Source organism: Muricoccus nepalensis (assembly GCF_006438825.1).
Lineage (GTDB): Bacteria > Pseudomonadota > Alphaproteobacteria > Acetobacterales > Acetobacteraceae > Roseomonas > Roseomonas nepalensis.
Genome location: NZ_RCZP01000022.1, coordinates 65,663 through 89,182, shown reverse-complemented (window position 1 = coordinate 89,182; position 23,520 = coordinate 65,663). Strand labels below are relative to the sequence as shown.

The 23,520-nt window shown below is 73.2% G+C and carries 21 protein-coding genes, 2 pseudogenes and 2 riboswitches; of the genes and pseudogenes, 6 read left to right on the top strand and 17 right to left on the bottom strand.

Annotated elements, in window-relative coordinates:
* The 3 genes from EAH89_RS33155 to EAH89_RS19185 form a co-directional block, all read right to left on the bottom strand.
* Window positions 1-1,531, bottom strand: a 1,531-nt coding sequence (locus EAH89_RS33155) for an AAA family ATPase (RefSeq protein ID WP_206667611.1), incomplete at its 3' end; no start/stop codon positions are given.
* Window positions 1,531-2,154, bottom strand: coding sequence for a DsbA family protein (locus EAH89_RS19190; RefSeq protein WP_140885326.1), 624 nt, complete (start codon window positions 2,152-2,154; stop codon window positions 1,531-1,533). The genes EAH89_RS33155 and EAH89_RS19190, both read right to left, overlap by 1 nt.
* A gap of 42 nt (window positions 2,155-2,196) precedes the next feature.
* Entirely contained in the window at window positions 2,197-2,733 is a 537-nt protein-coding gene (locus EAH89_RS19185; protein WP_140885325.1) for a DUF721 domain-containing protein, read from the bottom strand.
* Here EAH89_RS19185 and EAH89_RS19180 point away from each other — a divergent pair.
* Together EAH89_RS19180 and EAH89_RS19175 are read left to right on the top strand one after the other, a co-directional pair.
* Window positions 2,720-3,865, top strand: a complete 1,146-nt coding sequence (locus EAH89_RS19180) for an A/G-specific adenine glycosylase (protein ID WP_241667098.1) — start codon at window positions 2,720-2,722, stop codon at window positions 3,863-3,865. The two genes, EAH89_RS19185 and EAH89_RS19180, sit on opposite strands and share 14 nt — an antisense overlap.
* On the top strand, window positions 3,862-4,383 hold the full coding sequence (locus tag EAH89_RS19175) for a biotin transporter BioY (protein ID WP_140885324.1): 522 nt from the start codon (window positions 3,862-3,864) through the stop codon (window positions 4,381-4,383). The genes EAH89_RS19180 and EAH89_RS19175 overlap by 4 nt, the downstream gene beginning before the upstream one ends.
* A 63-nt stretch (window positions 4,384-4,446) precedes the next feature.
* Here the strand turns inward: EAH89_RS19175 and EAH89_RS19170 are convergent.
* From EAH89_RS19170 to EAH89_RS19115, 12 genes and pseudogenes are all read right to left on the bottom strand, one after another.
* Window positions 4,447-5,510: pseudogene (locus EAH89_RS19170) on the bottom strand (Ldh family oxidoreductase).
* Window positions 5,511-5,566: 56 nt separating this feature from the next.
* Complete coding sequence (locus EAH89_RS19165; RefSeq protein WP_140885323.1) at window positions 5,567-6,541, bottom strand: Bug family tripartite tricarboxylate transporter substrate binding protein; 975 nt, start codon at window positions 6,539-6,541, stop codon at window positions 5,567-5,569.
* A 118-nt stretch (window positions 6,542-6,659) separates the two neighbouring features.
* Complete coding sequence (locus EAH89_RS19160; protein ID WP_140885328.1) at window positions 6,660-7,745, bottom strand: site-specific DNA-methyltransferase; 1,086 nt, start codon at window positions 7,743-7,745, stop codon at window positions 6,660-6,662.
* Window positions 7,746-7,846: 101 nt separating this feature from the next.
* The gene (locus tag EAH89_RS19155) at window positions 7,847-8,491 is read right to left on the bottom strand and encodes a ribonuclease HII (RefSeq protein WP_140885322.1); all 645 of its coding nucleotides are present in this window, start codon (window positions 8,489-8,491) and stop codon (window positions 7,847-7,849) included.
* Window positions 8,492-9,250, bottom strand: a complete 759-nt coding sequence (locus tag EAH89_RS19150) for an SDR family NAD(P)-dependent oxidoreductase (RefSeq protein ID WP_140885321.1) — start codon at window positions 9,248-9,250, stop codon at window positions 8,492-8,494.
* Between the two features lie 94 nt (window positions 9,251-9,344).
* Complete coding sequence (locus EAH89_RS19145) at window positions 9,345-10,379, bottom strand: alpha/beta hydrolase family protein (RefSeq protein WP_140885320.1); 1,035 nt, start codon at window positions 10,377-10,379, stop codon at window positions 9,345-9,347.
* A complete protein-coding gene (locus EAH89_RS19140) occupies window positions 10,286-10,735 on the bottom strand; it encodes a GNAT family N-acetyltransferase (RefSeq protein WP_140885319.1) in 450 nt (149 codons plus the stop codon). Before EAH89_RS19140 ends, EAH89_RS19145 begins: the two co-directional genes overlap by 94 nt.
* Entirely contained in the window at window positions 10,732-11,313 is a 582-nt protein-coding gene (locus EAH89_RS19135; protein WP_140885318.1) for an NUDIX hydrolase, read from the bottom strand. The genes EAH89_RS19140 and EAH89_RS19135 overlap by 4 nt, the downstream gene beginning before the upstream one ends.
* Window positions 11,310-14,213 carry an aminomethyl-transferring glycine dehydrogenase gene (gcvP, locus tag EAH89_RS19130; protein ID WP_241667097.1) on the bottom strand — a complete coding sequence of 968 codons (2,904 nt, stop codon included), beginning with the start codon at window positions 14,211-14,213 and terminating at the stop codon, window positions 11,310-11,312. The genes EAH89_RS19135 and gcvP overlap by 4 nt, the downstream gene beginning before the upstream one ends.
* The gene (gcvH, locus tag EAH89_RS19125; protein ID WP_140885316.1) at window positions 14,210-14,587 is read right to left on the bottom strand and encodes a glycine cleavage system protein GcvH; all 378 of its coding nucleotides are present in this window, start codon (window positions 14,585-14,587) and stop codon (window positions 14,210-14,212) included. Before gcvH ends, gcvP begins: the two co-directional genes overlap by 4 nt.
* Complete coding sequence (gcvT, locus tag EAH89_RS19120) at window positions 14,584-15,717, bottom strand: glycine cleavage system aminomethyltransferase GcvT (protein ID WP_140885315.1); 1,134 nt, start codon at window positions 15,715-15,717, stop codon at window positions 14,584-14,586. Before gcvT ends, gcvH begins: the two co-directional genes overlap by 4 nt.
* 45 nt (window positions 15,718-15,762) lie before the next feature.
* A riboswitch (glycine riboswitch) is annotated at window positions 15,763-15,855 on the bottom strand.
* A 3-nt stretch (window positions 15,856-15,858) separates the two neighbouring features.
* Window positions 15,859-15,956: riboswitch (glycine riboswitch) on the bottom strand.
* 55 nt (window positions 15,957-16,011) lie between these two features.
* Window positions 16,012-16,587 (bottom strand): hypothetical protein, encoded by a 576-nt coding sequence (locus EAH89_RS19115; protein ID WP_140885314.1) that lies wholly within the window; start codon window positions 16,585-16,587, stop codon window positions 16,012-16,014.
* 181 nt (window positions 16,588-16,768) lie between these two features.
* Here EAH89_RS19115 and ispH point away from each other — a divergent pair, with 181 nt between their 5' ends.
* From ispH to rnhA, 3 genes are all read left to right on the top strand, one after another.
* Window positions 16,769-17,773 (top strand): 4-hydroxy-3-methylbut-2-enyl diphosphate reductase, encoded by a 1,005-nt coding sequence (gene ispH, locus EAH89_RS19110; RefSeq protein WP_140885313.1) that lies wholly within the window; start codon window positions 16,769-16,771, stop codon window positions 17,771-17,773.
* A gap of 120 nt (window positions 17,774-17,893) precedes the next feature.
* Entirely contained in the window at window positions 17,894-18,868 is a 975-nt protein-coding gene (locus tag EAH89_RS19105; RefSeq protein WP_140885312.1) for a homoserine kinase, read from the top strand.
* Entirely contained in the window at window positions 18,858-19,328 is a 471-nt protein-coding gene (gene rnhA, locus EAH89_RS19100) for a ribonuclease HI (RefSeq protein WP_140885311.1), read from the top strand. The genes EAH89_RS19105 and rnhA overlap by 11 nt, the downstream gene beginning before the upstream one ends.
* A 1,093-nt stretch (window positions 19,329-20,421) precedes the next feature.
* Here the strand turns inward: rnhA and EAH89_RS19095 are convergent.
* Together EAH89_RS19095 and EAH89_RS32685 are read right to left on the bottom strand one after the other, a co-directional pair.
* Entirely contained in the window at window positions 20,422-20,916 is a 495-nt protein-coding gene (locus EAH89_RS19095; RefSeq protein ID WP_140885310.1) for a hypothetical protein, read from the bottom strand.
* Window positions 20,917-21,231: 315 nt separating this feature from the next.
* A pseudogene (locus tag EAH89_RS32685) lies at window positions 21,232-21,357 on the bottom strand (transposase); the annotation flags it as partial.
* 1,022 nt (window positions 21,358-22,379) lie between these two features.
* On the opposite strand from EAH89_RS32685, the gene EAH89_RS32220 reads away from it, so the two are divergent.
* Complete coding sequence (locus EAH89_RS32220) at window positions 22,380-23,456, top strand: site-specific DNA-methyltransferase (protein ID WP_140885308.1); 1,077 nt, start codon at window positions 22,380-22,382, stop codon at window positions 23,454-23,456.
* The last annotated feature ends 64 nt before the right edge of the window (window positions 23,457-23,520 follow it).

The window sequence follows — 23,520 nt, the reverse complement described above, 5'->3', positions numbered from 1 at the left end:
CGAGGGCGGAGCGGGCCGCGGCCAGGGCGGCGTCCGCGGCCTCGGCTTCGGCGGCGGCGCTCGACAGGGCCTCGGGCGAGACGTTGGCGGCGAGGGCCTTGGCGCGCTCCTCCTCCAGCCGCGCGGCCTCGGCGGCCAGTCGGCGCCGCTCGGCCTCGGCGCCGCGGCGGGCGTCCTGCAGGCGCTCATAGGCCAGCGCGGCCTCGGCGGCGGCCTCGGCGGCGCGCTCGGCCTCGCCCTCCGCGCCGCGCGCCGCGTCCTCGGCGAGGGCGAGGGCCTCGGCGGCGGCGGCGAGGCGCGCCGGCAGGGCGGCCAGCGCGCCGGCCAGCACCCCGGCCTCCTCGGTCAGGCGGCCCTGGGCCACCTCGGCGTCGTGCACGACGGTGGCCGCGTGGGCGTGGTCGGCCTCGATCTGCGCGAGGCGATCGGCCGCGGCGTCGCGCGCGGCGCGGGCGCGGGCCTCGGCGGCGGCCAGTCCCTCGCCCTCCACGCGGCGGCGCTCGAGCGCGGTGCGGGCGGCGGCCTCGGCGGCGCGGGGGCCGGGCAGCGCCATGTCGGCGGCATGCGCCCGGCGCGTCGCGGCCTCGGCGGCGGCTTCGGCCGCGCGGGTGGCGGCGCGGGCGGCGTCCAGCGCATGGCGGGCGGAGAGAAGCTGCCCCTCCGCGCGCGCGGCCAGCAGCGCCATCCACTCGGCCTCGGCGGCGCGGGTCAGGCCCGAGAGGTTGCGGTAGCGCGCGGCCTGCCGGGCCTGCTTGCGCAGCGATTCGCGCTGGGCCTCGAGCTGGGTCCGCAGGTCGTCGGCGCGGGTGAGGTTGGTCTCGGCCTGGCGGAGCTTCAGCTCGGCCTCGTGGCGGCGGGCGCGGAGGCCCGCGGTGCCGGCCGCCTCCTCCAGCACGCCGCGGCGCTCCTCCGGCTTGGCGCCGATGAGAGCGGAGACGCGCCCCTGGCTGACCATGCCCGAGGCCCGCGCGCCGGAGCCGATGTCGGCGAAGAGCGTGGCGACGTCCCGCCCGCGCGTCTCGCGCCCGTTGATGCGGTAGCCGGTGCCGGCGCCGCGCTCGATGCGGCGGGTGATCTCGAGCTCCGCCGCCTCGGCGTTGGGCGGCGGCGCGAGGCCGGCGGCCTCCTCCAGGCTCAGGGTCACCTCGGCCTGATTGCGGCCGGGGCGGGTGGAGGTGCCGGCGAAGATGACGTCGTCCATCTCGCCGCCGCGCATGGCGCGCGCGTTGGTCTCGCCCATGGCCCAGCGCAGCGCCTCGACCACGTTCGACTTGCCGCAGCCGTTGGGGCCGACGATGCCGGTCAGCCCCGGCAGGACCTCGACGGTCGTGGCCTCGGCGAAGGACTTGAAGCCGGCGATGCGCAGCCGCGAGAGGGTGGCGGTGCGGGGCTGGCGGCTGCCGTCGGGGGCGTCCCCCGGCCCGGCCTCGTCGGCGGCGGGGCCACCGGCGGCGGCCGCCCCCGCCTCCTCCGCCGGGCTCTCCAGCGACCCGGCGAGGCCGGGATCGAGCGAGGCGGAGGCGTTGTCCATCAGGAGGCGGAGACGCCCGCCAGCTCCGCGAAGCGCTCGAAGCTGAGCGCGCCGGGGCTCGGGCGGTTGTTGAACACGAAGGTCGGGGTGGAGGAGACGTTGAACTCCTGCTGCGCCTTCATCCGGCTCTCGAGGATGCCGCGCTGCAGGGCCTGGTCGGCCAGGGCCGCGTCCACCTGGGCGCGGCTCATGCCGGCCAGCGCCGCGATCTTGGCGATCTCGGCGATGTTGTCGGCGCCGCGCGCGAAGGCCCAGCGGTCCTGCGAGGCGAAGAGGGCGCTGACGAAGCCCTCGTAGCGTTCCGGCGGCAGGGCGCGGGCGACGGCGGCGGCGGCCAGCGCCACCTGGTCGAGCGGGAAGTCGCGCCAGATCATGCGCACCTTGCCGGTCTCCACCAGCCGCGACTTCACCTGCGGCCAGGTGCGGTTGTGGAAGTCCGCGCAGTGGGAGCAGGTGAGGGAGAAGTACTCGATCACCGGCGTCGCCTCCGCCTTGCCGGCCGAGCGCTCGCCCAGCCTTGGGTCGGCGACGGGCGCCTGGGCCAGGGCCGGCGAGGTTGCCAGGGAGGGGAGCAGCGCGGCCGAGGGGGCGGCGAGGAGCAGGCTGCGGCGGGCGAGGCGCATCGTGACGTGTATCCCATGCTGGCGGCGAGGCTGGCGGGGTCGTTAACGGGTTCGATAAACCCCGCGCGCCAATCTTGCCAGGGCATCCCGCAACGGTGCGTTGCCGACCGTGTCCAGCGCGCCACGAACGGTTTCGGGCAGGGGCGCGGCGGGGCGAGGCGGGGCCTTGCGCGCGCCCGCCGGCGCCTGCTGGACGAAGCGCAGCGTCTCCACCGTGACGGTGCCGAGCGCCGCGTTGATCCGCCCGATGAGCTGCGGGCCGAGGTGCTGCAGCTCCATCGCGATCGGGCCGGAGCAGCCGATGGTCAGCGTGCCCCCCGTCAGGCGCCGCGGCACCGTCACCGCCGCGATCGCGGGGCCGACGATGCCCGGCCAGTCCGCCATCAGCAGCGCCCCCGCCGGGCTCCGCCGCTTGAAGGCCGGGCGGGTGAGGCGGGGCACGAGGGCGCCGAGCGGGCGCAGGCCGAGCTCCGGCCGCGGCGCCTCATAGGGCAGCGGCCCGCGGGGCGGGTTCCGCCGCAGGGGGCTTGCCTTGGGGCCCGCCGCCCCCTCCCCTGGTCCCGCCTTGTCCGATCCCATCCCCGACCCTCCCTCCGCCGTCCCGCTGCTCGCCTGGTACGACCGCCACCGGCGCGTGCTGCCCTGGCGCGTCACCGGTCCGCCGGGCAGCGCCGACCCATACCGCATCTGGCTGTCGGAGGTGATGCTCCAGCAGACGACGGTCGCGACCGTCGGCCCGCGCTACGACCGCTTCCTCGGGCGCTTCCCGGACGTCGCCGCGCTCGCCGCCGCGCCCTGGGAGGAGGTGGCGGCCGAGTGGGCGGGGCTCGGCTACTACGCCCGCGCCCGGAACCTGCACGCGGCCGCCCGCGCCGTGGTGGCGCGCGGCGGCTTCCCAGACACCGAGGAGGGGCTGCGGGCGCTGCCGGGGATCGGCGCCTACACGGCGGCCGCCGTCGCCGCCATCGCCTTCGGCCGGCCGACCGTGCCGGTGGACGGCAACGTGGAGCGCGTGGTCGCGCGCCTCCTCGCCATTCGCGACCCGCTGCCCGGCGCCCGCCGCCTGATCGGCCCCGCCGCGGGACGCTTCATGGAGCAGGAGGCGGCACGGACGCGGCCGGGGGACTTCGTCCAGGCGCTCTTCGACCTCGGCGCCACGATCTGCACCCCGCGCCGCCCGGCCTGCGCCCTCTGCCCCTGGCGCGACGACTGCCGGGCCCGGCGGGAGGGCATCCAGGACGGCCTGCCCGCGAAGAGCCCGAAGGCCGCGCGGGGCGGGCGGCAAGGGCTGCACTTCCTCGCCCGCGACCCCGCCGGCCGCCTGCTGCTGCGCCACCGCCCGCCCGAGGGGCTGCTGGGCGGGATGCTGGAGATCCCCGGCGCCCCCTGGCGGGAGGAACCCTGGGAGCTGGAGGAGGCCCTCCCCCACGCCCCCCTTCCCGGCCTCTCCTGGACACTCCGGCCGGGCACCGCGCACCACAGCTTCTCCCACCTGGACCTCGAGATGCGCCTCGCCGAGGCCGCCGCCCCCGATTCGCCGGCGCCGCCGGGGATGACCTGGATGGAGCCCGGGGCCGCGCGCGCCGCGCTGCCCACCGCCATGCGCCGCCTGCTCGCCCTCGCCGAGGGCCCGCTTGCCGAGGGCGTGGGCGGCGTGGCAAGCGGGATATCCGGGGCGCGGGGCGCCCGCAGAAGGGGAACACTCGGATGACCGCCATTCAGGGCCTGGCCGCGCGCCCGGCGCTCCGCTTCTGGTCGCAGGCCTTGCTGGGCTCGGCGGTGCTGGCGGCCTCGGCGCAGGTGAGCCTGCCGATGTGGCCGGTGCCGGCGACGCTGCAGACGCTCGCGGTGCTGCTGCTCGGCGCGCTCGGCGGCTCCCGCCTCGGTGCCGCCGCCGTCCTTCTCTACATCGCCGAGGGCGCGATGGGCCTGCCGGTCTTCGCCGCCGGCACGGGCGGCCCCGCGGCGCTGATGGGTCCCACCGCCGGCTTCCTGCTCGGCTTCGTCGCCTCCGCCTGGATCGCGGGGCAGGCCGGCCAGGGCGCGCTGCGCCAGGCGCTGGTGCTGGCCGCGGCCCATCTCGTGGTCTTCGTGCCGGGCGTCCTCTGGCTCTCCGGCTTCGTGGGCCTGGAGCGCGCGGTGATGGCGGGCTTCGTGCTGTTCGTGCCGGGCACGGCGGTGAAGACCGCGCTCGCCTTCGCGACGCTGCGGGCGCTCCGCCGGGCCTGAGCGCCCGCGCCGTCCCGTTCTGACGCCGCCCGCCCGGGTATGCCGAGGCGGGCGGCTTCGCGTTCAGCCCAGCACCGCCGCGTCCACCCCCAGCCGGGCCGCGTAGCCACGCAGCGCATCGGCCAGGGCCGCCGGCAGCGCCACGCCCTCTCTCTCCGCCTCCGCCATCAGGCGCGCCGCGCGCTCGCCCGGCAGGCGCACCGGGGCCGCCGGGTCGATGGGCGGGTTGGCGTGGACCCCCTCCGCCAGGAAGTCCATCTGCCCGAGGAAGGCCTCCCGCCCCGCGAAGGCCTCGGGGTCGAGGAGCTGGAGGAAGACGTTCGCCCCCCAGCGCGTCGGCGCCTCGCGCCGGCCGTGGCCGGCCAGGCCCCCGGTCAGCGCCTCCACCATCAGGGCGAGGCGAAGCCCTTGTGCCCCGCCTCCTCGCCCCCGAGCAGCATGAGGCTGCCGCGTTGCTCCGCGCGCTCGGCGACCGCGGGGTCGCGGGTGGGCCGGCCCTCGTGGTCCAGCAGCCAGGGATGGTCGAACAGCGCGCCCGCCGCCGCCTTCTCCCGCGTCATGGAGACCGTCGTGATGGAGGCGGAGATGTCCACCAGCACCGGCGCCTCGGTCGCGGGGAAGCCGATCGCGAAGGGGTTCGGGCTGAACAGCGGCGCCTTGCCGCCGAAGGGGGCCACGATCTTCGTGTGCGGGCCGGAGGAGGCGAGGATCGCCAGGTAGCCGCGGTCCGTCGCCTCCTTCGCGAGGGTGGCCAGGCTGCCGATGTGGTGGCTGCGCCGGATCGCAACGGTGACGGTGCCGTGGCGCGGCAGGCGCTCGAAGCCGAGATGGAGCGCGCGCTCCACCAGCCACAGCCCGGGGCGGTAGCCGCCGTCCCAGACGACCGTGCCGCCGGTGTCGCGCAGCGTCTCGGGCTCGCCCGCGCCCTCCATCAGCCCGCGCTCCACCTGGTCGAGATAGGCGCCGGCCTGGGCCAGGCCGTGGGTGCGGCGGCCCATCATGTCGGTGCGCACGAGAAGGCGGCCGACGGCCTCGGCCTTGCCCTCGTCCAGCCCCGCGGCGGCGAAGAGGGCGGCGGCGAAGGCCGCGAGGTCGCCGGGCGGGCGCCGGATCGTGGGGTCGGTCATCAAGGAGTCCCGGGTGTCGCCTCGGCGCGAGGGCGGCCTGGAGGGCCGCTCCGCCGCTAGTCGAGGCGCACGTTGTTGGCGCGGATGAGCTGCGTGTAGGTCTGCGTCTCCTGGTCCAGCCAGCGGCGGAAGGGCTCCGGCCCCTCGGTCCTCGGCTCAGCGCCGAGATCCGCCAGGCGCGCGGCGATCGCGGGCTGCGTCAGGGCGGCGGCCAGCTCCTTGTGCAGGCGGTCCAGCAGCGGGCGGGGCGTGTTGCCCTGGGCCATCACGCCCTGCCAGGTGCCGGCGTCCACCGCGGGCCAGCCCACCTCCCGGAAGGTCGGCACGTCCGGCAGGGGGGCCAGGCGGTGCGTGCCGGTGACGGCCACCGCGCGCATCTGCCCGTTGGTGGCGTAGGCCTGGGCCTGGGTGGCGCCGGCGATGGTCAGGTCGGCCTCCCCGGACACCACGGCGGTGAGCGCCGGGGCGCCGCCGCGGTAGGGGACGTGCGTCATCTCCCGCCCGAAGAAGTCGGCGAGCTGGATGAGGGTGAGGTGCGAGGCCGTGCCGACGCCCGAGTTGCCGGCGTTCAGCGGCTGGGGCGCGGATTTCGCGAAGGCCGCGAGCCCGGCCGCGTCGCGCACCGGCAGCTTGTTGGCCACCCCCAGGATGTAGGGCGCGTAGATGAGCATCGTGACCGGCGCGAGGTCGCGCCGATTGTCGAAGGGCAGGCGCGGGAAGAGCGCCGGGTTCGTCGCGATGGTCGTCACGTCCATCAGCAGCAGCGTGTGGCCGTCGGGCGGGCTCTTGGCCACCGCGTCCGCGCCGATGTTGCCGCCCGCGCCCGCGCGGTTCTCCACCACAACGTTCTGGCCGAGGGCGCGGGTCAGTTCCGGCGCGATCAGGCGCGCCAGGATGTCGCTCGTCCCGCCCGGCGCGTTCGGGACGACGAGGCGGATGGTGTGGTCGAAGCCCTGCGCCCGGAGCGCCGGCGCGGCGAGCGAGGAGAGGCCGAGGGCGAGCGCCCCCTGGCCAAGGCGGCGACGGTTCATTCCTGTCCTTCCTCCGGTGCGTCCTCGTGGGCCGCCGGCGCCGCAAGGGCACGGGGGCGCGCCGAGAGTGCCGGGGGATCGGGGGCGACGCAAACCGGTGGGAAGCGAGGGATCGGGCCTAGCTGCCCGGGGCCAGCTCCGCGCGCAGCTCGTCGATCACGCGCAGCGTGCCGTCGCGGCGCTCGATGTGCCAGAAGGTCCAGCCGTTGCAGGAGGGCGCCTCCTGCACGGCGGCCCCCACCTGGTGGATGCTGCCGGCCACCCGCCCGCAGCGGAGCGTGGCGTCGACGCCGACCTCGGCCTGCCAGCGGCGGTGCCGGTCCCAGAGCTTCGTGCCCGGCGGCACCAGCCCGCGCTCCACCAGCGCGCCGAAGGGGATGCGCGGCTGCTCGCGCTTGGCGGGAAGGGCGAGCGCCACGCTCTCCGACAGCGGCTCGATGGTGGCCAGCCGCGCCTCGGCCGCGTCGGCGTAGCCGGGATCGCGCTCCAGCCCGATATAGCGCCGGCCGAGCCGCTTCGCGACGGCCGCCGTGGTGCCGGTGCCGAGGAAGGGATCGAGCACCACCTCGCCCGGCGCGGTGCAGGCGAGGATGACCCGGTGCAGCAGCGCCTCCGGCTTCTGCGTGGGGTGGAGCTTCGCGCCGTCCGCGCCGCGCAGCCGCTCGTTGCCGGTGCAGAGCGGGATGAGCCAGTCGCTCCGCATCTGCTTGTCGTCGTTCATCGACTTCATGGCGGCGTAGTTGAAGCGGTAGCGGCTCTCCTCCCCGCGCGCGGCCCAGATGAGCGTCTCGTGCGCGTTGGTGAAGCGCCGGCCGCGGAAGTTCGGCATGGGGTTGGACTTCCGCCACACCACGTCGTTCAGGATCCAGAAGCCGAGGTCCTGCAGCGCGACGCCGAGGCGGAAGACGTTGTGGTAGGAGCCCATCACCCAGATCGTGCCGTCCCGCCGCAGCACGCGGCGGCACTCGGTCAGCCATTCGCGGGTGAAGCGGTCGTAGGTGGCCAGGTCGTCGAAGCGGTCCCAGGCGTCGTCCACGCCGTCGACGAGGCTGTCGTCGGGCCGGCGAAGCTCGGTCTTGAGCTGGAGGTTGTAGGGCGGGTCCGCGAAGATCGCGTGGACCGAGGCGGGCGGCAGCCGGCGCAGGCTCTCGATGCAGTCGCCGCGGATCACGCTGTCCAGCGGCAGCTCAAGCCCCGTTCCCACGCGCGCCACGCCCCCTGAACCTTCCGCCGGCGCGGCGCCACGCCCCCGCGTCGCGTCGGGCCCAGCCCCCGCCCCACCATGCCCATGCCCGAGTCGCCGCGTCAAGAAAGAGCCAGAACGGCTTGATCGACGGGACTGAATCCGCGCCGGTGATGCGGGCTTGGGCCGAGCCGCGCCAGCGCCTCCCGGTGGGCCGTCGTCGGGTACCCGGAATGCCGCGCGAAGCCGTAGCCGGGCCAGCGCGGGTCGAGCCGCGCCATGGCCCGGTCCCGCACCACCTTGGCCATGATCGAGGCCGCCGCGATGGAGAGGGAGAGGCCGTCCCCGCCCACGACGCAGCGCACCGGACAGGGGAGCGGCGGCACCGCGTTGCCGTCGACCAGCGCGAGGGCCGGGAAGACGGAGAGGCGGGCCACGGCGCGCGCCATGGCGAGGTGCGTGGCGCGGAGGATGTTCAGCCGGCCGATCTCCGCCGCGCTCGCGGCGCCGACGCCGATCAGCGCCACGCCCGCGGCCGCCGCCTCCAGCAGGGCGGCGTAGGCGGCCTCGCGCCGGCGGGTGTCCAGCCGCTTGCTGTCGTCGAGCAGGGCGGCGAGGGCGCCGGCGGGCGGGGTGGGAAAGATGACCGCCGCGGCCAGGACCGGCCCGGCGAGCGGCCCGCGCCCCGCCTCGTCCACCCCGGCCACGGGGCCGCCATGCGCGGCCTCGAGCGCGAAGTCGGGACCGCCTGCCGCGCGCCGCGCCATCTAGAGGATCAGCCCCCCGTCCACCGTCAGGGTCTGGCCCGTGACCATGGCGCCGGCGCAGCCGAGGAAGAGGATCGCCTCGGCGATGTCCTCGGGCGTGCAGCGGCGGCCCAGGGGCGCGTTGGCCACCGACTGCGCCCGCTGCGCCTCCGTCCACTCGATCTGCCAGGTGCTGTCCACCGCCCCCGGCGCCACGGCGTTCACGCGGATCTCGGGCCCCAAGCCGCGCGCGAGGTGCTTCGTCAGCGCGATCACCCCGGCCTTGCTGGCCGCGTAGGCCATGGAGGAGCCCCGCCCCGAGAGCCCCGCGACGGAGGCGAGGTTCACCACCGCCCCGCGCGCCGCCCGCAGCGCCGGCACGGCCGCCCGTGTCGTCCGGAACAGGCCGACGAGGTTCGTGTCCAGCACGGCGCCCCAGAGGTCGTCGGTGATCTCGTCCAGCGCGTGGCCGGGGATGGTGCGGCTGACGCCGGGCGTGCCCGCGTTGTTCACGAGGAGGTCCAGCCTTCCGAGCGCGGCGACGGCGGCCTCGACCATGGCCGCCTCCGCCCCGCCCCCGATCGCGCCGGGCGCCTCGACCACCGTGGCGCCGCCGGCCCGGAGCGCCCCGGCCGCCTCGGGCCCGCGGGGGTCGCCGGGCAGGAAGTTGAGGGCCACCGCGCAGCCGTTGGCCGCCAGCTCCCGCGCCGTGGCGAGGCCGATGCCGGAGGCGGCGCCGGTCACCAGGGCGGCGCGGCCGGCGAGGTCGTAGCGGGGCATGGGGTCTCCTTCAGCGCCGCCCAGATTCCCCCGGCCGGGCGAAAGAGGGAAGCCCGAAGCGGCGACGGCGGCGCCGGGCCGCCCGGGGCACCCCTCAGAGCCCCCGCGCCACGAACTCGTCCCCCGGCCCGAGCAGCGCCCCCGCCCCGCCCCGCAGCATGGCCGCCGCGGCGGCGTCCCCGCGCAGGACGGCGTCGAGGAAGGTGACGGAGAGGGCGGCCGCGCGGGCGTGGTAGGTCGCCTCCGCGTAGCGGCCGCCGGCCTCGGACTCGTCCGCGAAGCTCGCATGGGCGGCGCCGCGCAGCACCGCCAGCGCGCCGGGGTTGGTCGAGCCCTCGAAGGGCGCGCGGCGGGCCGGGGCGCGGATCCCCTCGATGAAGCCGTGGTCCTCCGTGCCCGTGACGTGCAGCAGGGGCGCGGCGATCCCCCCGTAGGCCAGGCGCGGCGGCAGGCCGATCGCGGGGATGGGCGAGAGCGCCACCCCCGCCTTCAGCCGCGAATCGGGCAGGCCCAGGCCCCGGTCGCCGCCCGGCAGGCGCTCGCCGAGCATGTGCTGGACCGTCCAGGCCCCGTAGGAATGGCCGGCGATGGCCAGGCGCGAGGCATCCGCGCGGGCGGGAAGGTTGGAGAGGGTGAATTTCACGTCCAGCAGCCGGTTCAGCGCGGCCTGCACGTCCAGCGCCCCGGCCGCCAGCCCCGCCGGGTTCGCGCCGCGCCAGAGGCTGTCGTCCGAGCCGATGTGCTGAAGGTGGATGGCGAGGTACCCGCCCTCCGCCAGCGCCCGGCCGAGATAGGAGAGCCCCTCCCGCGATCCCCCGAGCCCGTGGGAGACGATGACGGCGGGCGCCGCGCCGCCGCCCGCGGGCGCGCGGATCAGCACGGGGATGTCGCGCGCGCGGGCGGCGTCGCGCCAGACAAGTCGCTGCTCGGTGATGCTGGCCTCCGTCGGCCCCGGGCCGGCCTGGGGTGCGGCCGCGCAGCCCGGTGCGGTGATGGTGGAGGGAAGGAGCGACGCCGCCAGCAGCCCCCGGCGGCTCAGAGCGGGATGTCGTAGGTCCGCCAGGGCGTCAGCGTCGCCACGCGGTCGTAGACCGCGCGGGCGCGGGCGTTGTTCTCGGCGGTGATCCAACGGATGACGCTCCAGCCCTGCCGGCGGCCCTCCTCGGCAAGGGCGGCGATCAGCGCGTCGGCCATGCGCTGGCCCCGCATCTGGGGATCGACGAAGAGGTCGTCCAGGTAGCCGCCCGTGGTGGCCGAGAGCGGGCGGGCGAAGGCGCGGAAATGCGCGAGGCCGACGGCGCGGCCCTCCGCGTCCTCCGCCACCAGGCCTCGCGTCCCGTGGGCGGGGTCGTGGAGCCAGGACCAGACGCGGTCGCGCATCGCGGGCGTCTGGGCCACGCCGTAGAACTCGGCGTAGCCGGCGTAGAGGCGGTCCCAGTCCGCGCGGTGCCGCGGCTCGACGGGGATTACGCGGAGGCCGGTCATGGTGCGTCCTTCAGCTCGAAACCGATCCGCCCCGCGGCCTGGAGGGCCAGCAGCAGCGAGGCGGTGTGCATGGATTGCGCGATCACGCCCTCGCCCAGCCCCGCCAGCACGCGCGGCAACGGCCAGAGCTCCACCGTGATGTCCTCGCCCACCTCGTGCGCGGTGGGGTGGGTCGCGGTGGCGCCCAGGGCCAGGACGGTGTGGGCGCGGTTGCGGTGGGTCGCCGTGTTCGGGCTCAGCGCGCCGAGGGAGCGGTAGGCGGGCGCGGTGTGGCCGGTCTCCTCGCGCAGCTCGCGCGCGGCGGCCACCGACGGGTCGGTATCGGCCTTGTCGATGGCGCCGGCGGGCAGCTCCAGCGTCCAGGCGCGGGCGCCGTGCCGGTACTGGCGCACCAGCACGAGCTCGTCCGCGGGGGTGATGGCCACCACGTGCACCCAGTCCGGGTAGGAGAGGGTGTAGAAGGGGTCGAGCACGTTGCCGCGCGCGTCCCGCACCGCGTCGGCCGTCACGTCGATCCAGCGGTCGCGCAGCGCGGTGCGGGTGGACAGGACCTCCCAGGGCTCGGGCGACGGCCTCACTCGGCTGCCACCTTCGGGGTCTCGGCATAGGCCTCGAGCGGCGCGCAGGTGCAGGCGAGGTTGCGGTCGCCGTAGACGTTGTCCACGCGCTTCACCGGCGGCCAGTACTTGCTGGCGGCCACCCAGGGCAGCGGGAAGGCGGCCTCGGCGCGCGGGTAGGGATGCGTCCACGCCTCGGCCATGACCTCGGCCGCGGTGTGGGGCGCGTTCTTCAGCACGTTGTCGGCACGGTCCGCGCGGCCCTGCTCCACCGCCCGGATCTCGGCGCGGATGGCGATCATGGCGTCGCAGAAGCGGTCCAGCTCCTCCTGCGGCTCGCTCTCGGTGGGCTCGACCATCAGCGTGCCGGCGACGGGCCAGGACATGGTCGGCGCGTGGAAGCCGTAGTCCTGCAGGCGCTTGGCGATGTCCTCCACGAGCACGCCGCCGCCCTGCTGGAAGCCGCGGCAGTCGAGGATGCACTCGTGCGCCACCATCCCCTGGCTGCCGCGGTAGAGCACGGGGTAGTGCTCCTCCAGCCGCCGCGCCACGTAGTTGGCGGAGAGGATCGCGACCTCGGTGGCGCGCGTCAGCCCGGCCGCGCCCATCATGCGGATATAGGCGTAGGAGATGGGCAGGATGCTCGCGCTGCCGAAGGGCGCGGCGGAGACGGGGCCAAAGCCCGTCGCCGGCCCGGCCTCGGCCAGCATGGGATGGTTGGGCAGGTAGGGCGCGAGATGCGCGGCCACGCCGATCGGCCCCACGCCAGGTCCCCCGCCGCCGTGCGGGATGCAGAAGGTCTTGTGCAGGTTGAGGTGGCAGACGTCCGCGCCGATGGCCGCCGGGCTGGTGAGGCCGAGCTGCGCGTTCATGTTCGCGCCGTCCATGTAGACCTGCCCGCCGGCCGCGTGGACCGCCTCGCAGATCTCGCGGATCGCCTCCTCGAAGACGCCGTGCGTGCTCGGGTAGGTGATCATCAGCGCGGCGAGGCGCGACCCGTGCCCCTCGACCTTCGCGCGGAGGTCGTCGAGGTCCACGTTGCCGTCGCGGTCGCAGGCCACCACCACCACGCGCATGCCCGCCATCACGGCCGAGGCCGGGTTCGTGCCGTGGGCGGAGGAGGGGATGAGGCAGATGTCGCGCTGCCCCTCCCCGCGCGCCGCGTGGAAGGCGCGGATGGTGAGCAGCCCCGCGTACTCGCCCTGGCTGCCCGCGTTCGGCTGCAGCGAGACGGCCGCGAAGCCCGTGCAGGCGCAGAGCCAGGCCTCGAGGCGCCGGATCATCTCGATGTAGCCGCGCGCCTGGTCGGCGGGCGCGAAGGGGTGGATGTCGGAGAAGCCCGGCAGGGTGACGGGGATCATCTCCGCCGTCGCGTTGAGCTTCATCGTGCAGGAGCCGAGCGGGATCATGCTGCGGTTCAGCGCGACGTCCTTGTCCTCCAGCCGCTTGAGGTAGCGCAGCATCGCGTGCTCGGAGCGGTGCGCGCCGAAGACGGCGGCGGTGAGGAAGGGGGAGCGGCGCGCGAGGGTCGCGGGCAGGCGCTCGGGCGCGGAGAGCTCGCCGAGGCCCGCGCGCTCGCGCCCCGCGGCCTCGGAGAGCGCCGCGATGAGCGAGACGAGGTCCTGGCGCGTCACGGTCTCGTCGAGCGCCACCGCCACGCAGCCCGCGTCCACGCGGCGCAGGTTGAACCCGGCCTTCAGCGCCGTCTCCATCAGCGCGTCGGCCTTCCGGCCGGCCTCGATCGCGACGGTGTCGAAGAAGCGGTCGTGGCGCAGCGCGAAGCCGGCGCGCAGCGCGGCGTCGGCCAGCAGGCTCGCCAGGAGATGCGTGCGGCGGGCGATGCGGACCAGCCCCTCCGGCCCGTGCCACACCGCGTACATGCCGGCCATCACAGCCAGCAGCACCTGCGCGGTGCAGATGTTGCTCGTCGCCTTCTCGCGCCGGATGTGCTGCTCGCGCGTCTGGAGCGCGAGGCGCATGGCCGGCCGCCCCGCGGCGTCGACCGAGACGCCGACGAGGCGCCCCGGCATCAGCCGCTTCAGCGCGTCCTTCACGGCGATGTAGGCGGCGTGCGGGCCGCCATAGCCCATCGGCACGCCGAAGCGCTGCGTGCTGCCCACCACCACGTCCGCCCCCATCTCGCCGGGGGGCGTGAGGAGGGTGAGCGCGAGGATGTCGGCGGCGACGATGGCCATCGCGCCGGCCGCGTGCGCGGCCGCGATGGCGGGGGCGAGGTCGCGCACCTCCCCGGTCGTGCCGGGGTAGGAGAGGACGACGGCGAAGGGCTTCGAGGCGGCGTAGCGCGCCGGGTCGTCCGTCTCCTCGATCGTGATCCCCAGCGGCGCCGCCCGGGTGCGCAGCACCGCGACCGTCTGCGGGTGCAGGTCCGTCGCGACGACCAGGGTGGTGGACTTCGCCTTGTGGGCGGCGAGGGCCAGCGCCATGGCCTCGGCCGCCGCCGTCGCCTCGTCCAGCAGGGAGGCGTTGGCCACCGGCAGGCCCGCGAGGTCGCAGACCATGGTCTGGAAGTTCAGCAGCGCCTCGAGCCGCCCCTGGGCGAGTTCGGCCTGGTAGGGCGTGTAGGCGGTGTACCAGCCGGGGTTCTCGAGCACGTTCCGCAGGATCACCGGCGGCGTGTGGGTGCCGTGGTAGCCGCAGCCGATGAGCGACTTCACGCGGAGGTTCCGCTCGGCCAGGCCGCGCAGCTCGGCGATGGCCTCGGCCTCGCCCACCGGGGGCGGCAGCGCGTCCAGGTGGCTGTCGCGGATGCCCTCGGGCACGGTGCGGGCGGCGAGCGCCTCGAGGCTCTCCGCGCCCACGACGCGCAGCATGGCCGCGACCTGGGCCTCGGAGGGGCCGATGTGCCGGCCGGCGAAGGCGCCGCTGTCCTCGAGGGACGCGAGCTGGGTGAGCGCGCTCAAGCCCCGGCCTCCGCGTGCTTGGCGTAGGCGTCGGCGTCCATCAGCTTGTCGGCGTCGGCGGCGTCGCGCGGGGTGATCGTGAAGAACCATCCCTCGCCCATGGGGTCGCGGTTCACCAGGGCGGGATCGTCCACCAGGGCGGCGTTCACGGTCGCGATGGTGCCGGCGATGGGCGCGTAGATGTCGGAGGCGGCCTTGACGCTCTCGACCACGGCCACGGCCTCCCCGGCCTCCACCGCGCGGCCGGCCTCGGGCAGGTCCACGAAGACGACGTCGCCCAGCGCGTCCTGCGCGTGGGTGGAGATGCCCACCACGGCCAGCCCGTCGTCCAGGCGGACCCATTCATGGCTCTCGGCGAAGCGGGTCTGGCTCATGAGGCGGCTCCTTGCAGGATCGGCGTGCGCTTGTAGCGATGGGGAACGAAAGGGGTTGGCGCGACGCGGGCGGGGATGGCCCGGCCGCGCACCATCAGTTCAAGCCCCGTGCCATCCTCCGCGCTCGCGCGGGCGACGTAGCCCATGGCGACGGGGGCGCCGAACGAGGGCCCGAAGCCGCCGCTGGTCACCTCGCCGACCGTGACGCCGCCGGCGGCGACGGGGGTATGGGCGCGGGCGGGCTGGCGGCCCTCCGGCAGGATGCCGACGCGGAGGCGCTTGGGGCCGTGGTCCAGCTCCTCCCGCACCCGCTCGGCCCCCGGGAAGTCCCAGGCGAGGCGCCGGCGCTTGCCGAGGCTGAAGGTGAGCGCCGCCTCCACCGGGGAGGTCGTCTCGTCGATGTCCTGGCCGTAGAGGGGGAGCCCCGCCTCCAGGCGCAGGCTGTCCCGCGCGCCGAGCCCGGCGGGGGTGGCGCCGGCGGCGAGCAGGGCGCGCGCCACGGCCTCGGCGCCCTCGGCGGGGGTGCCGATCTCGAAGCCGTCCTCCCCGGTGTAGCCGGAGCGGGTGACGAGGGCGGGGATGCCGGCCACGGGGGTCTCCAGCACGCCCATGAAGGGCATGGCGGCGATTCCCTCGGCCAGCCGCGCGAGGATCGCCTCGGCGCCCGGCCCCTGCAGCGCCAGCAGCGCGCGGTCGGGCCGCGGCACCAGCGCGACGCCCGCGGGCAGGGCGGCGCCGATGGCGGCCAGGTCCACCGCCTTGCGGGAGGCGTTCAGCACGAGGAAGAGCCGGTCGCCGAGGTTGGCGACCATGAAGTCGTCGGTGATCCCGCCGAACTCGTTCATCAGCAGGGCGTAGCGCTGGCGGCCGGGGCGCAGGGCCTGGACCTCGGCGGGGGTCACCCGCTCCAGCGCGGCCGCGGCGCCCTCGCCCCGCAGCTCCGCCTGGCCCATGTGGGAGACGTCGAACAGCGCGGCGCCGGCGCGGCAGGCGAGGTGCTCGGCCAGGATGCCCGCCGGGTACTGGACGGGCATGGCGTAGCCAGCAAAGCCGACCATGCGCCCGCCGAGCTCGCGGTGCAGGCCGGCGAGCGGCGTTTCAAGCAGGGTATCCGTATCAGTATCGGCCACGCGTCCCCCAGAGCCGCGGATGCGGCCGGTTCCGATCGTGGCCCCCCTCTGTCCCGAGACCTGAGAGATTCGGTTGGGGTGTGTCCCTCCCTTACTCCGTCGGTGCCGTGATCGCGGGGATCACGGGCTTTCCAGAGGCCCCTTCCCCACGCGGTCCTTCTGCCTGAGCGTTTCCGGGGGCCGGTTGCGCCTTCGGCGGGGGGTGGCCGACGCCGCCCCCTCTCTCCCGCGCGGGATCAGCGGGTGGGGGACTCGTGCCCGAATGCGGCCGCCAGCGCAACCGTCATCCGGCCGTCAGCGGACGCCGCGGCGCCGGTTGGCCGCCAGCTGCTCCGGGGAGAGCAGGAAGCCCACCAGGACGACCTTCTCCGCGGCCTGGCGGGCGTCGCCGGGGATGCGGACGAGCATCTCCTCCCCCTGGGCGGTGGTCCGGCGATCGCCGGTGCCGAAGACGACGCGGACGGCGTCGGTGCCGCGGTTCAGCACGCGGCTCTCCGCCTCCTCCGTCACGGCGACGAGGTAGGGCAGCTCCGCGGTGTTGCCGGTGGCGGCGGGGCCGCGCTCGGCGGCCACCTGCACCCGCAGGGTCACGTCGAGGCCGCCCGCGCGGGAGGCGTAGTCGCAGCGCGCCTGGAAGCCGGTCATCCGGGCGTCGACCTCCATGTTGGCCAGGTCCGGCCGGGCGCCCTCGCGGTAGCGCGTCAGGTCCACCGCCTCGGCCAGCAGGGCGACGCGGGGGCAGGGCGCCTGGGGGCGCTGGTTCAGCACGCTGCCCCTCCCCCCGCCTCCCCCGCCGCAGCCCGCCAGGAGCGGCAGGGCCAGGAGGGCGAGGCCCAGGGCAGGGGCGGCGGGGCGGAGGGATCGGATCACGCGGGAGGCACTCCTGGCCCGGAGGACGAGGCCCCGGGCGGCCGTTGGGCGGGCGCCCGGGAGAATTGCAGGGCCCTGCGGCTCAGCCCTGGGCGGCCGGCGCGCGGGCGGCTAGATAGAACGCGCCCACGGTCCGGCCGGGGGCTGTTCGCGCCGGCGCCGAAGGACCAAGTCGCACGCCATGGACCAGACCGCAAACCTCCGCCCCGGGACGCCCGGGACCGCCGGGAAGCCCCCCCTCACCGTGCTGCTGGCCGGCCCGCGCGGCTTCTGCGCGGGGGTGGACCGCGCCATCAAGATCGTCGAGCTCGCCATCGAGCGCTACGGCACGCCCGTCTACGTGCGCCACGAGATCGTCCACAACCGCTTCGTGGTCGAGGGGCTCCAGGCCAAGGGCGCCGTCTTCGTCGAGGAGCTGGACGAGATCCCCGACGACGGCCAGCCCGTGATCTTCTCCGCCCATGGCGTGCCCCGCTCCGTGCCCGCCGCGGCCGACGCGCGGCAGATGCTCTACCTCGACGCCACCTGCCCGCTGGTCAGCAAGGTCCACCGCGAGGCCGAGCGGCACCACGCGGGGGGCAGCCACATCCTGCTCATCGGCCATGCCGGGCACCCCGAGGTCGTCGGCACCATGGGCCAGCTCCCACCCGGCGCGGTCACGCTGGTGGAGGACGCCGAGCAGGCCGCGACCGTCGAGCCGCCGCCCGGGCCGCTGGCCTACGCGACCCAGACCACCCTCTCGGTGGACGACACGGCCGAGGTGCTGGACGTGCTGCGCCGCCGCTTCCCGGACCTCTCGGCCCCGGTGAAGGAGGACATCTGCTACGCGACGACGAACCGCCAGGCCGCCGTGAAGGCGATCGCGGAGCGCTGCGAGCTGATCGTGGTCGTGGGCGCGGCCAATTCCTCCAACTCCGTCCGCCTGCGCGAGGTGGCGGAGCGCGCCGGCTGCCCGCGCGCGGTGCTCGTGCCGCGCGGCCGCGACTTCGACCCGGCCCTGGCCGACGGGCTCTCCACCATCGGCATCTCCGCCGGCGCCAGCGCGCCCGAGGTGCTGGTGGAGGAGGTGGTGGCCCGCCTGCGGGAGCGCTTCGAGGTCACGATCGAGGACGTGACCGTGGCGGAGGAGAAGATCATCTTCAACCTTCCCCGCCCGCTGCGGAACCCCCGCGCCGCCGTCGGGTAGCCGCCGCGCCCGGGCGCTCCGCCGGCCGGCACGGCATCCCGCCCGGCCGGTGCGCCGGCCCTTGCCGGCCCGTCCGGGCTGATGCATGGACGGCCGCGCAGGGGTGCCCCGGGAGATCTGATGGCCGTCTACACCGAGGTATCCGACGAGGCGCTGCGCGCCTTCCTCGCCGGCTACGACCTGGGCGGGCTCGTCGCCTTCCGCGGGATCGCGGAGGGCGTGGAGAACAGCAACTACGCCCTTCGCACCACCGGCGGCGACTTCATCCTCACCCTCTACGAGCGGCGCGTGGACCCGGCGGAGCTGCCCTGGTTCCTCGGACTGATGCGCCACCTGGCCGCGCGCGGCCTGGCCTGCCCGCAGCCCGTGGCCGGGCGCGACGGCGAGGCGCTGCGCGAGCTGGCGGGGCGCCCGGCCGCGATCTGCACCTTCCTGCCGGGCGTCTGGCCGCGCCGTCCCTCGGTCGCCCATTGCGCCCCCCTCGGCGGGGCCCTGGCCGCCCTGCACGCGGCCGGCGAGGGCTTCCCGGCCGAGCGCGCCAACGCGCTGGGCCCCGCCGGCTGGGCGCCGTTGCTGGAGCGCTGCCGCCCGAACGGCGACACCGTGCAGCCCGGCCTCTGCGCGGAGCTGGACGGCCACCTCGCCGCCATCCTCCGGGACTGGCCGCAGGGGCTCCCGCGGGGGCACATCCACGCGGATCTCTTCCCCGACAACGTCTTCTTCCTGCCCGACCCGGAGCGGCGCCCGCGTGTCTCGGGCCTTATCGACTTCTACTTCGCCTGCACGGACATCCTCGCCTACGACGTCGCCATCTGCCTCAACGCCTGGTGCTTCGAGCCGGACCTCGCCTTCAACGTGACCAAGGCGCGCGCCGTGCTGGCCGGCTACAGCCGCGTGCGCCCGCTCTCGGCGGCGGAGATGGCGGCCCTGCCCGTGCTCTGCCGCGGCGCCGCGGTCCGCTTCCTGCTCACCCGGCTCTACGATTGGGCCAACACGCCGGCGGGCGCGATGGTCACGCGCAAGGACCCGCTGGAATACCTGCGCCGCCTGCGCTTCTTCGCGGCGGCCGAGGAGGTCTCCGCCTATGGAATCTGAAGCACCGGCGAAGGACGCCGCGGCGGCCGTCGTGGAGATCTGGACGGATGGCGGCTGCAAGCCCAACCCCGGCCCGGGCGGCTGGTCCGCCATCCTCCGCTTCGGCGCGGTGGAGAAGGAGATGTCGGGCTACGACCCCGCCACCACCAACAACCGCATGGAGCTGACCGCCGCCGCCTCAGCGCTGGAGGCGCTGAAGAAGCCCTGCCGCGTGGTGCTGCACACCGACAGCGAGTATGTCCGCAACGGCGTGACCCGCTGGGTCCACGGCTGGGTGCGCAACAACTGGCGGAATGCCGCCAAGGAACCCGTGGCGAACTACGAGCTGTGGCAGCGCCTGCTGGCCGCGGCCAAGCCGCACCAAGTGGAGTGGCGCTGGGTGCGAGGCCACGCCGGCGACGTGATGAACGAGCGCGCCGACAAGCTTGCGACGGCGGCGCGGATGAGCCTCGGGCGATAGAATTTTTGTTAGGACCCCCAAAAGCTCGGCCTCGGTGTCCTCTCCCCTATTCCCACCCGAAGTCACTCCACAGCGACAGTAAAGACTTCTCACCCGTGACGCAAAGACACCACCTAATACAACCAAAGTCATCATCCGCAGTGTAGAATAGCTGCCAGTATCCAAGTCCAGGTTCATTTCCCCCGACTTGTAGAGGGTGTCTGAGCGCGTCCCAAGGATATCCTTAATAAGTGAGGGCGACACCTTGCCCAACTCCGGGAAGACGCGGATCCGCGTGGAAGACGCCGTTCAGCAGCTCATAATGGCTTGCCGCCTGCCTCGACCTGACCACTCGGTCAAGTTACCCGGGGGCAGCAGGAGAACGACGCCCCTCATGGGCTAAGCGTTCCTGGCAACCCGATGGCGACCGACGACCGATTACCCGCGTCTTAATGGAACAGGTTGTCTTCGCCGGATCACGTATGGCGTCCTTCTGCTGAACTTGAGATCATTCTCTGCCGTTTTGTGAAAGCCGATGCTGCGCATCCTCTCCTCGGCGGCTTCCACGATAGGAGCGAGACGTCGGTAACGGCGCCAGTACAATCGTCCTCCGCGAGAGGGTGTGCTGCCGCTACCCCATATTTTGATCCGGACGGCCACAGCCTGGCAGAGGACGAAGACACGGCCAGGGCGGCTGCATTTTTCCCACGCGAGAATGTACCGCCCAAACGCTCCGAGCTGCCACAATGGAAAGAAGCATTTCAGGTGAAGAGAAAAGAGGAACCATGCCCAACACTTGCGACAATGGGGCGGCACGCTACCCGTGCAACGAACTAAAGTTGATTGCTCAGATGGAGCGATCTCTTGAACTAGGTGACACGTTCATGGCGGAAATGGAATTCCAAGCTTGGAACGAGCGGCTGTTTGCGAGCGTTGATCCCAGCGTCCGGAGGCGCACGTGCTGGGCGAAGGTCAAGCTTGAGGCCCTTCAGCAGTACGAGACCGAACACGGCCGGTTCAGCCTGCTAGATCGTAGTGCGAAAGAAATTTTATGCTACGAGCGAGAGAGGGCTTGGCGGGGCGAGCCGTCGCGATACTCACCCGCAGCCAAATATTAATAGGTTGGCTTCCCCGTTTCGTATGCAATCGCGTTTAACGCAGCGGGCCAGTTCACGAACGGCTTTTTGAGAATGGCACCGTCGTCTGCTTGGACCACATACATCGGCTCAAGACCCTCTATGTTGAGGCGGAATACCGTGTACCCACCCAATTTCACATCCTTCTCCTCCTTAACCGGAGCTGCTTCCAGCTCCTGCTTGAATGCCTTGAGTTTAGCGTCGGCTGGAATAGTTGAGTAACTCCGTTCGGAGCGTTGTTTTGCGATCCAGGCGCCTTGCGCCTGAACGTAGCGTGTATACTCGGCCGCACCGTCCTCCGCCTCCTTGAGGGTGCCGAAGAGGACATTGAGGATTCGTGGGCCGAGGATGAAGGCAAGGTAGTGCCAGCGCCCGAAAATCCATATAGGCCGTGCCGAACCGCTGTCTCTTGGAACGAGATCATAACAGAGCCACCAAGGCTTGAATGGCTCGTTTTGATTACCATACGTCATCACCCCTCTTTGTGGCATTGGCTCGATCGCACTGCAATGGGCCTTGAACTGCTGCGAATATCTCCGATAGGGCTCCACGCAGGTGCTGACCTAGTTCCTCCACCCTACGACTCGTAGACGGGAAGTCCGGCCATTGCGAGGAGGTCAATACCTATAACTTCTTCACGCTGCTCGAACGCAATACCTGAGTGCGCAAGGTAGTTCTTGCGCTCGGCCGGGTAAGGTGTCGACCAGGCCCCCGGTAGTGGTCCAGAGTGCCTAGTGAAAGCGGGTTGCGGCTTTTCGCAGCAGCGCCTTCAGCTTGGCGAAGGCTTACTCAATGGGGTTCAGGTCTGGGCTATAGGGTGGCAGGTGGAGCAGGCTGGCGCCGATGGCGCGGAAGGCTTCGCACAAACCGGCGATCTTGTGGGCGGCAAGGTTGTCCAAGACCACAACACCGCCCTTGACTACTTGGCTCATCCCGCCAGACGGCGTCAGCCTGCCGCAAGATGCGCTCTGCCCGACTCGCCACTGTAGTCTACCACCGGCTAGGTCGCCGAGAAGATCTGCGCGATCCTCCAGTTCACCGACAATGAGGTGGTTCACCGACACCTCAACTTGCGCATCTAACCAATAGCCCCGGGTCTCGGCCACGGACTGACGGCCTCTGGTTCCAAATCGGTGTCTCAATCCGGCGACGTAGCGGATGTGGGCCAGACGGGTGCCTGCGGCCCCGTTCGCACCGGCGAGTACGGGTCCAGGGCGCATGAGCTGCCTACCACCCCGCAGATGCCCTCCAGGATTTCGGGGGCGTCGTCCAACTGTCGTGGATGCCCGACGCCGCGGCCGACGTCCAGAACCGGACGGGCGCACCCGTCGGCACCAAGGGGGAGTTGCGCCCCCAATGCCTCGCCGACGCGGGCCGCTGTGGCTAACGGGACACCTTCGTCCCGCTCGACGGCCGCAAGGGTCTTGGGGCTGATGTCCGCGATCTCCGCCATCACCCATCGTCCCACACCCTGGGGCTTCCGCAGCGCCGCTAGCCGCGTGCCCAGGCCTCCCCTGCTGCCATGAAATGGTCGCCACTCTCTATACCGAGCGCGGCGGACAAGTTGACAAAGGTGCTAAGGGCACCCTGATCGCGCTTGGCCTGCCGGAGTGTGGGCAAGGAGATCCCGCCCCGCTAGGCCAGTGCGAACTGGGCAGCTTGGCCAAGCGGCGGGCGGCGCGGAGGTCGGGACCGAGGTTAGAAAGGTAAGCGAGTCGACGCAGTAGGGCATTGTAGACTGCTGGGAATGGCAAGGAAGCTGTCGTGTGGCCAGACACCTTCCGAGGGCGGGTCCGGTTCCTAAAAGCGGTGCCCTCCGCTATTGGTTCATCCGGGGGTTCCTGCGGCTCGACATCCTGGACTTCGGACCGGGCCGTGGGGGAGTCTTGACTGACAGCGGCAGTTGGTGCCGCGACGCCGAGCGGGGGGCAAGGCGGTGCAGTACGATGACCTGACGCACGAGCAGCTCGTGAGCTTGCTCGTGAAGAGAGACGCGCAACGTCGCCTGGGCTTGGTCTGGGAGCGTGACGAAATCGCGCACGACCAGGCGCTCAACGGCGACTTCGTCGCCATGAACCTCGATCTAGGCGGGAATGGCTCCTGCGGGCCCGGCCCGTGGGGCAACCTCGTCATTGAGGCGGACAACTTCGACGCCCTGCGATGGCTCCGGATGACCCACGCCGGGCAGATCCGCTGCATCCTGATCGACCCGCCTTACAACACGGGCAACCAAGATTTCGCCTACAACGACCGCTTCGTCGGCGCCGACGACCGGTTCCGCCAGTCCACTTGGCTCGAGTTCCTCTACCGCCGCATGACTTTGGCCCGAGACCTCCTCACCGAGGACGGCGTTATCATGGTCTGCATCAACGACGACAACCGCTCGAAGCTGGACCTCCTCATGGAGGACGTGTTCCCCGGCATGAGGGTGGGGAGCTTCGTCTGGAAGACGCGATCTGGGAGCAACGACCACGGTGACCACAGCTTCTCGGTCGATCACGAGCACATCCTCGTCTACGCGAAGCCGGGCTTCGAGTTCACCGGCGCCGCTAAGGACTTCCGCCAGTACAAGAACCTCGACGGCGATCCCCTCGGAGCCTGGAAGACCGGCGACCTAACCAAGGGTCACTCTTTCAAGGAGCGTCCGCGCGCCTACTACCCCGTCCAGACCCGGAGACCGGCGTCTGGTATCCATGCAATCCCACCCGGGTGTGGGCGTTCGCGACGGAGCAGTCTCCGCCCGCTTGGAAGAGAACGCTGCTCAAGAGGAAGGCCAGCGCGGACGCCGAGCAGGGGCAGCCCAAGACGCGGCAGCCGACCATGGAGGAATGGATCCGGCGCAAGAAGATCGTGTGGCCGGACCCGACTACCGAGCGGGTGGTCGTTTGGGAGACCAAGGAAGCGTTGCTCCGCGCCATCGCCGAGGGCGACGTCCCCTCGGCGAACCGCGGACGAACACCCCTCCTGCGGGAGGATCTGCCCGATCTGGATTTCTGGGTGGGCAAGCCCGTGAGTTTCGAACGACCTTGGTTCCGTCGCCATCTCCGCGACGTGAAGAGCGCGACCTCGCTGGTGTC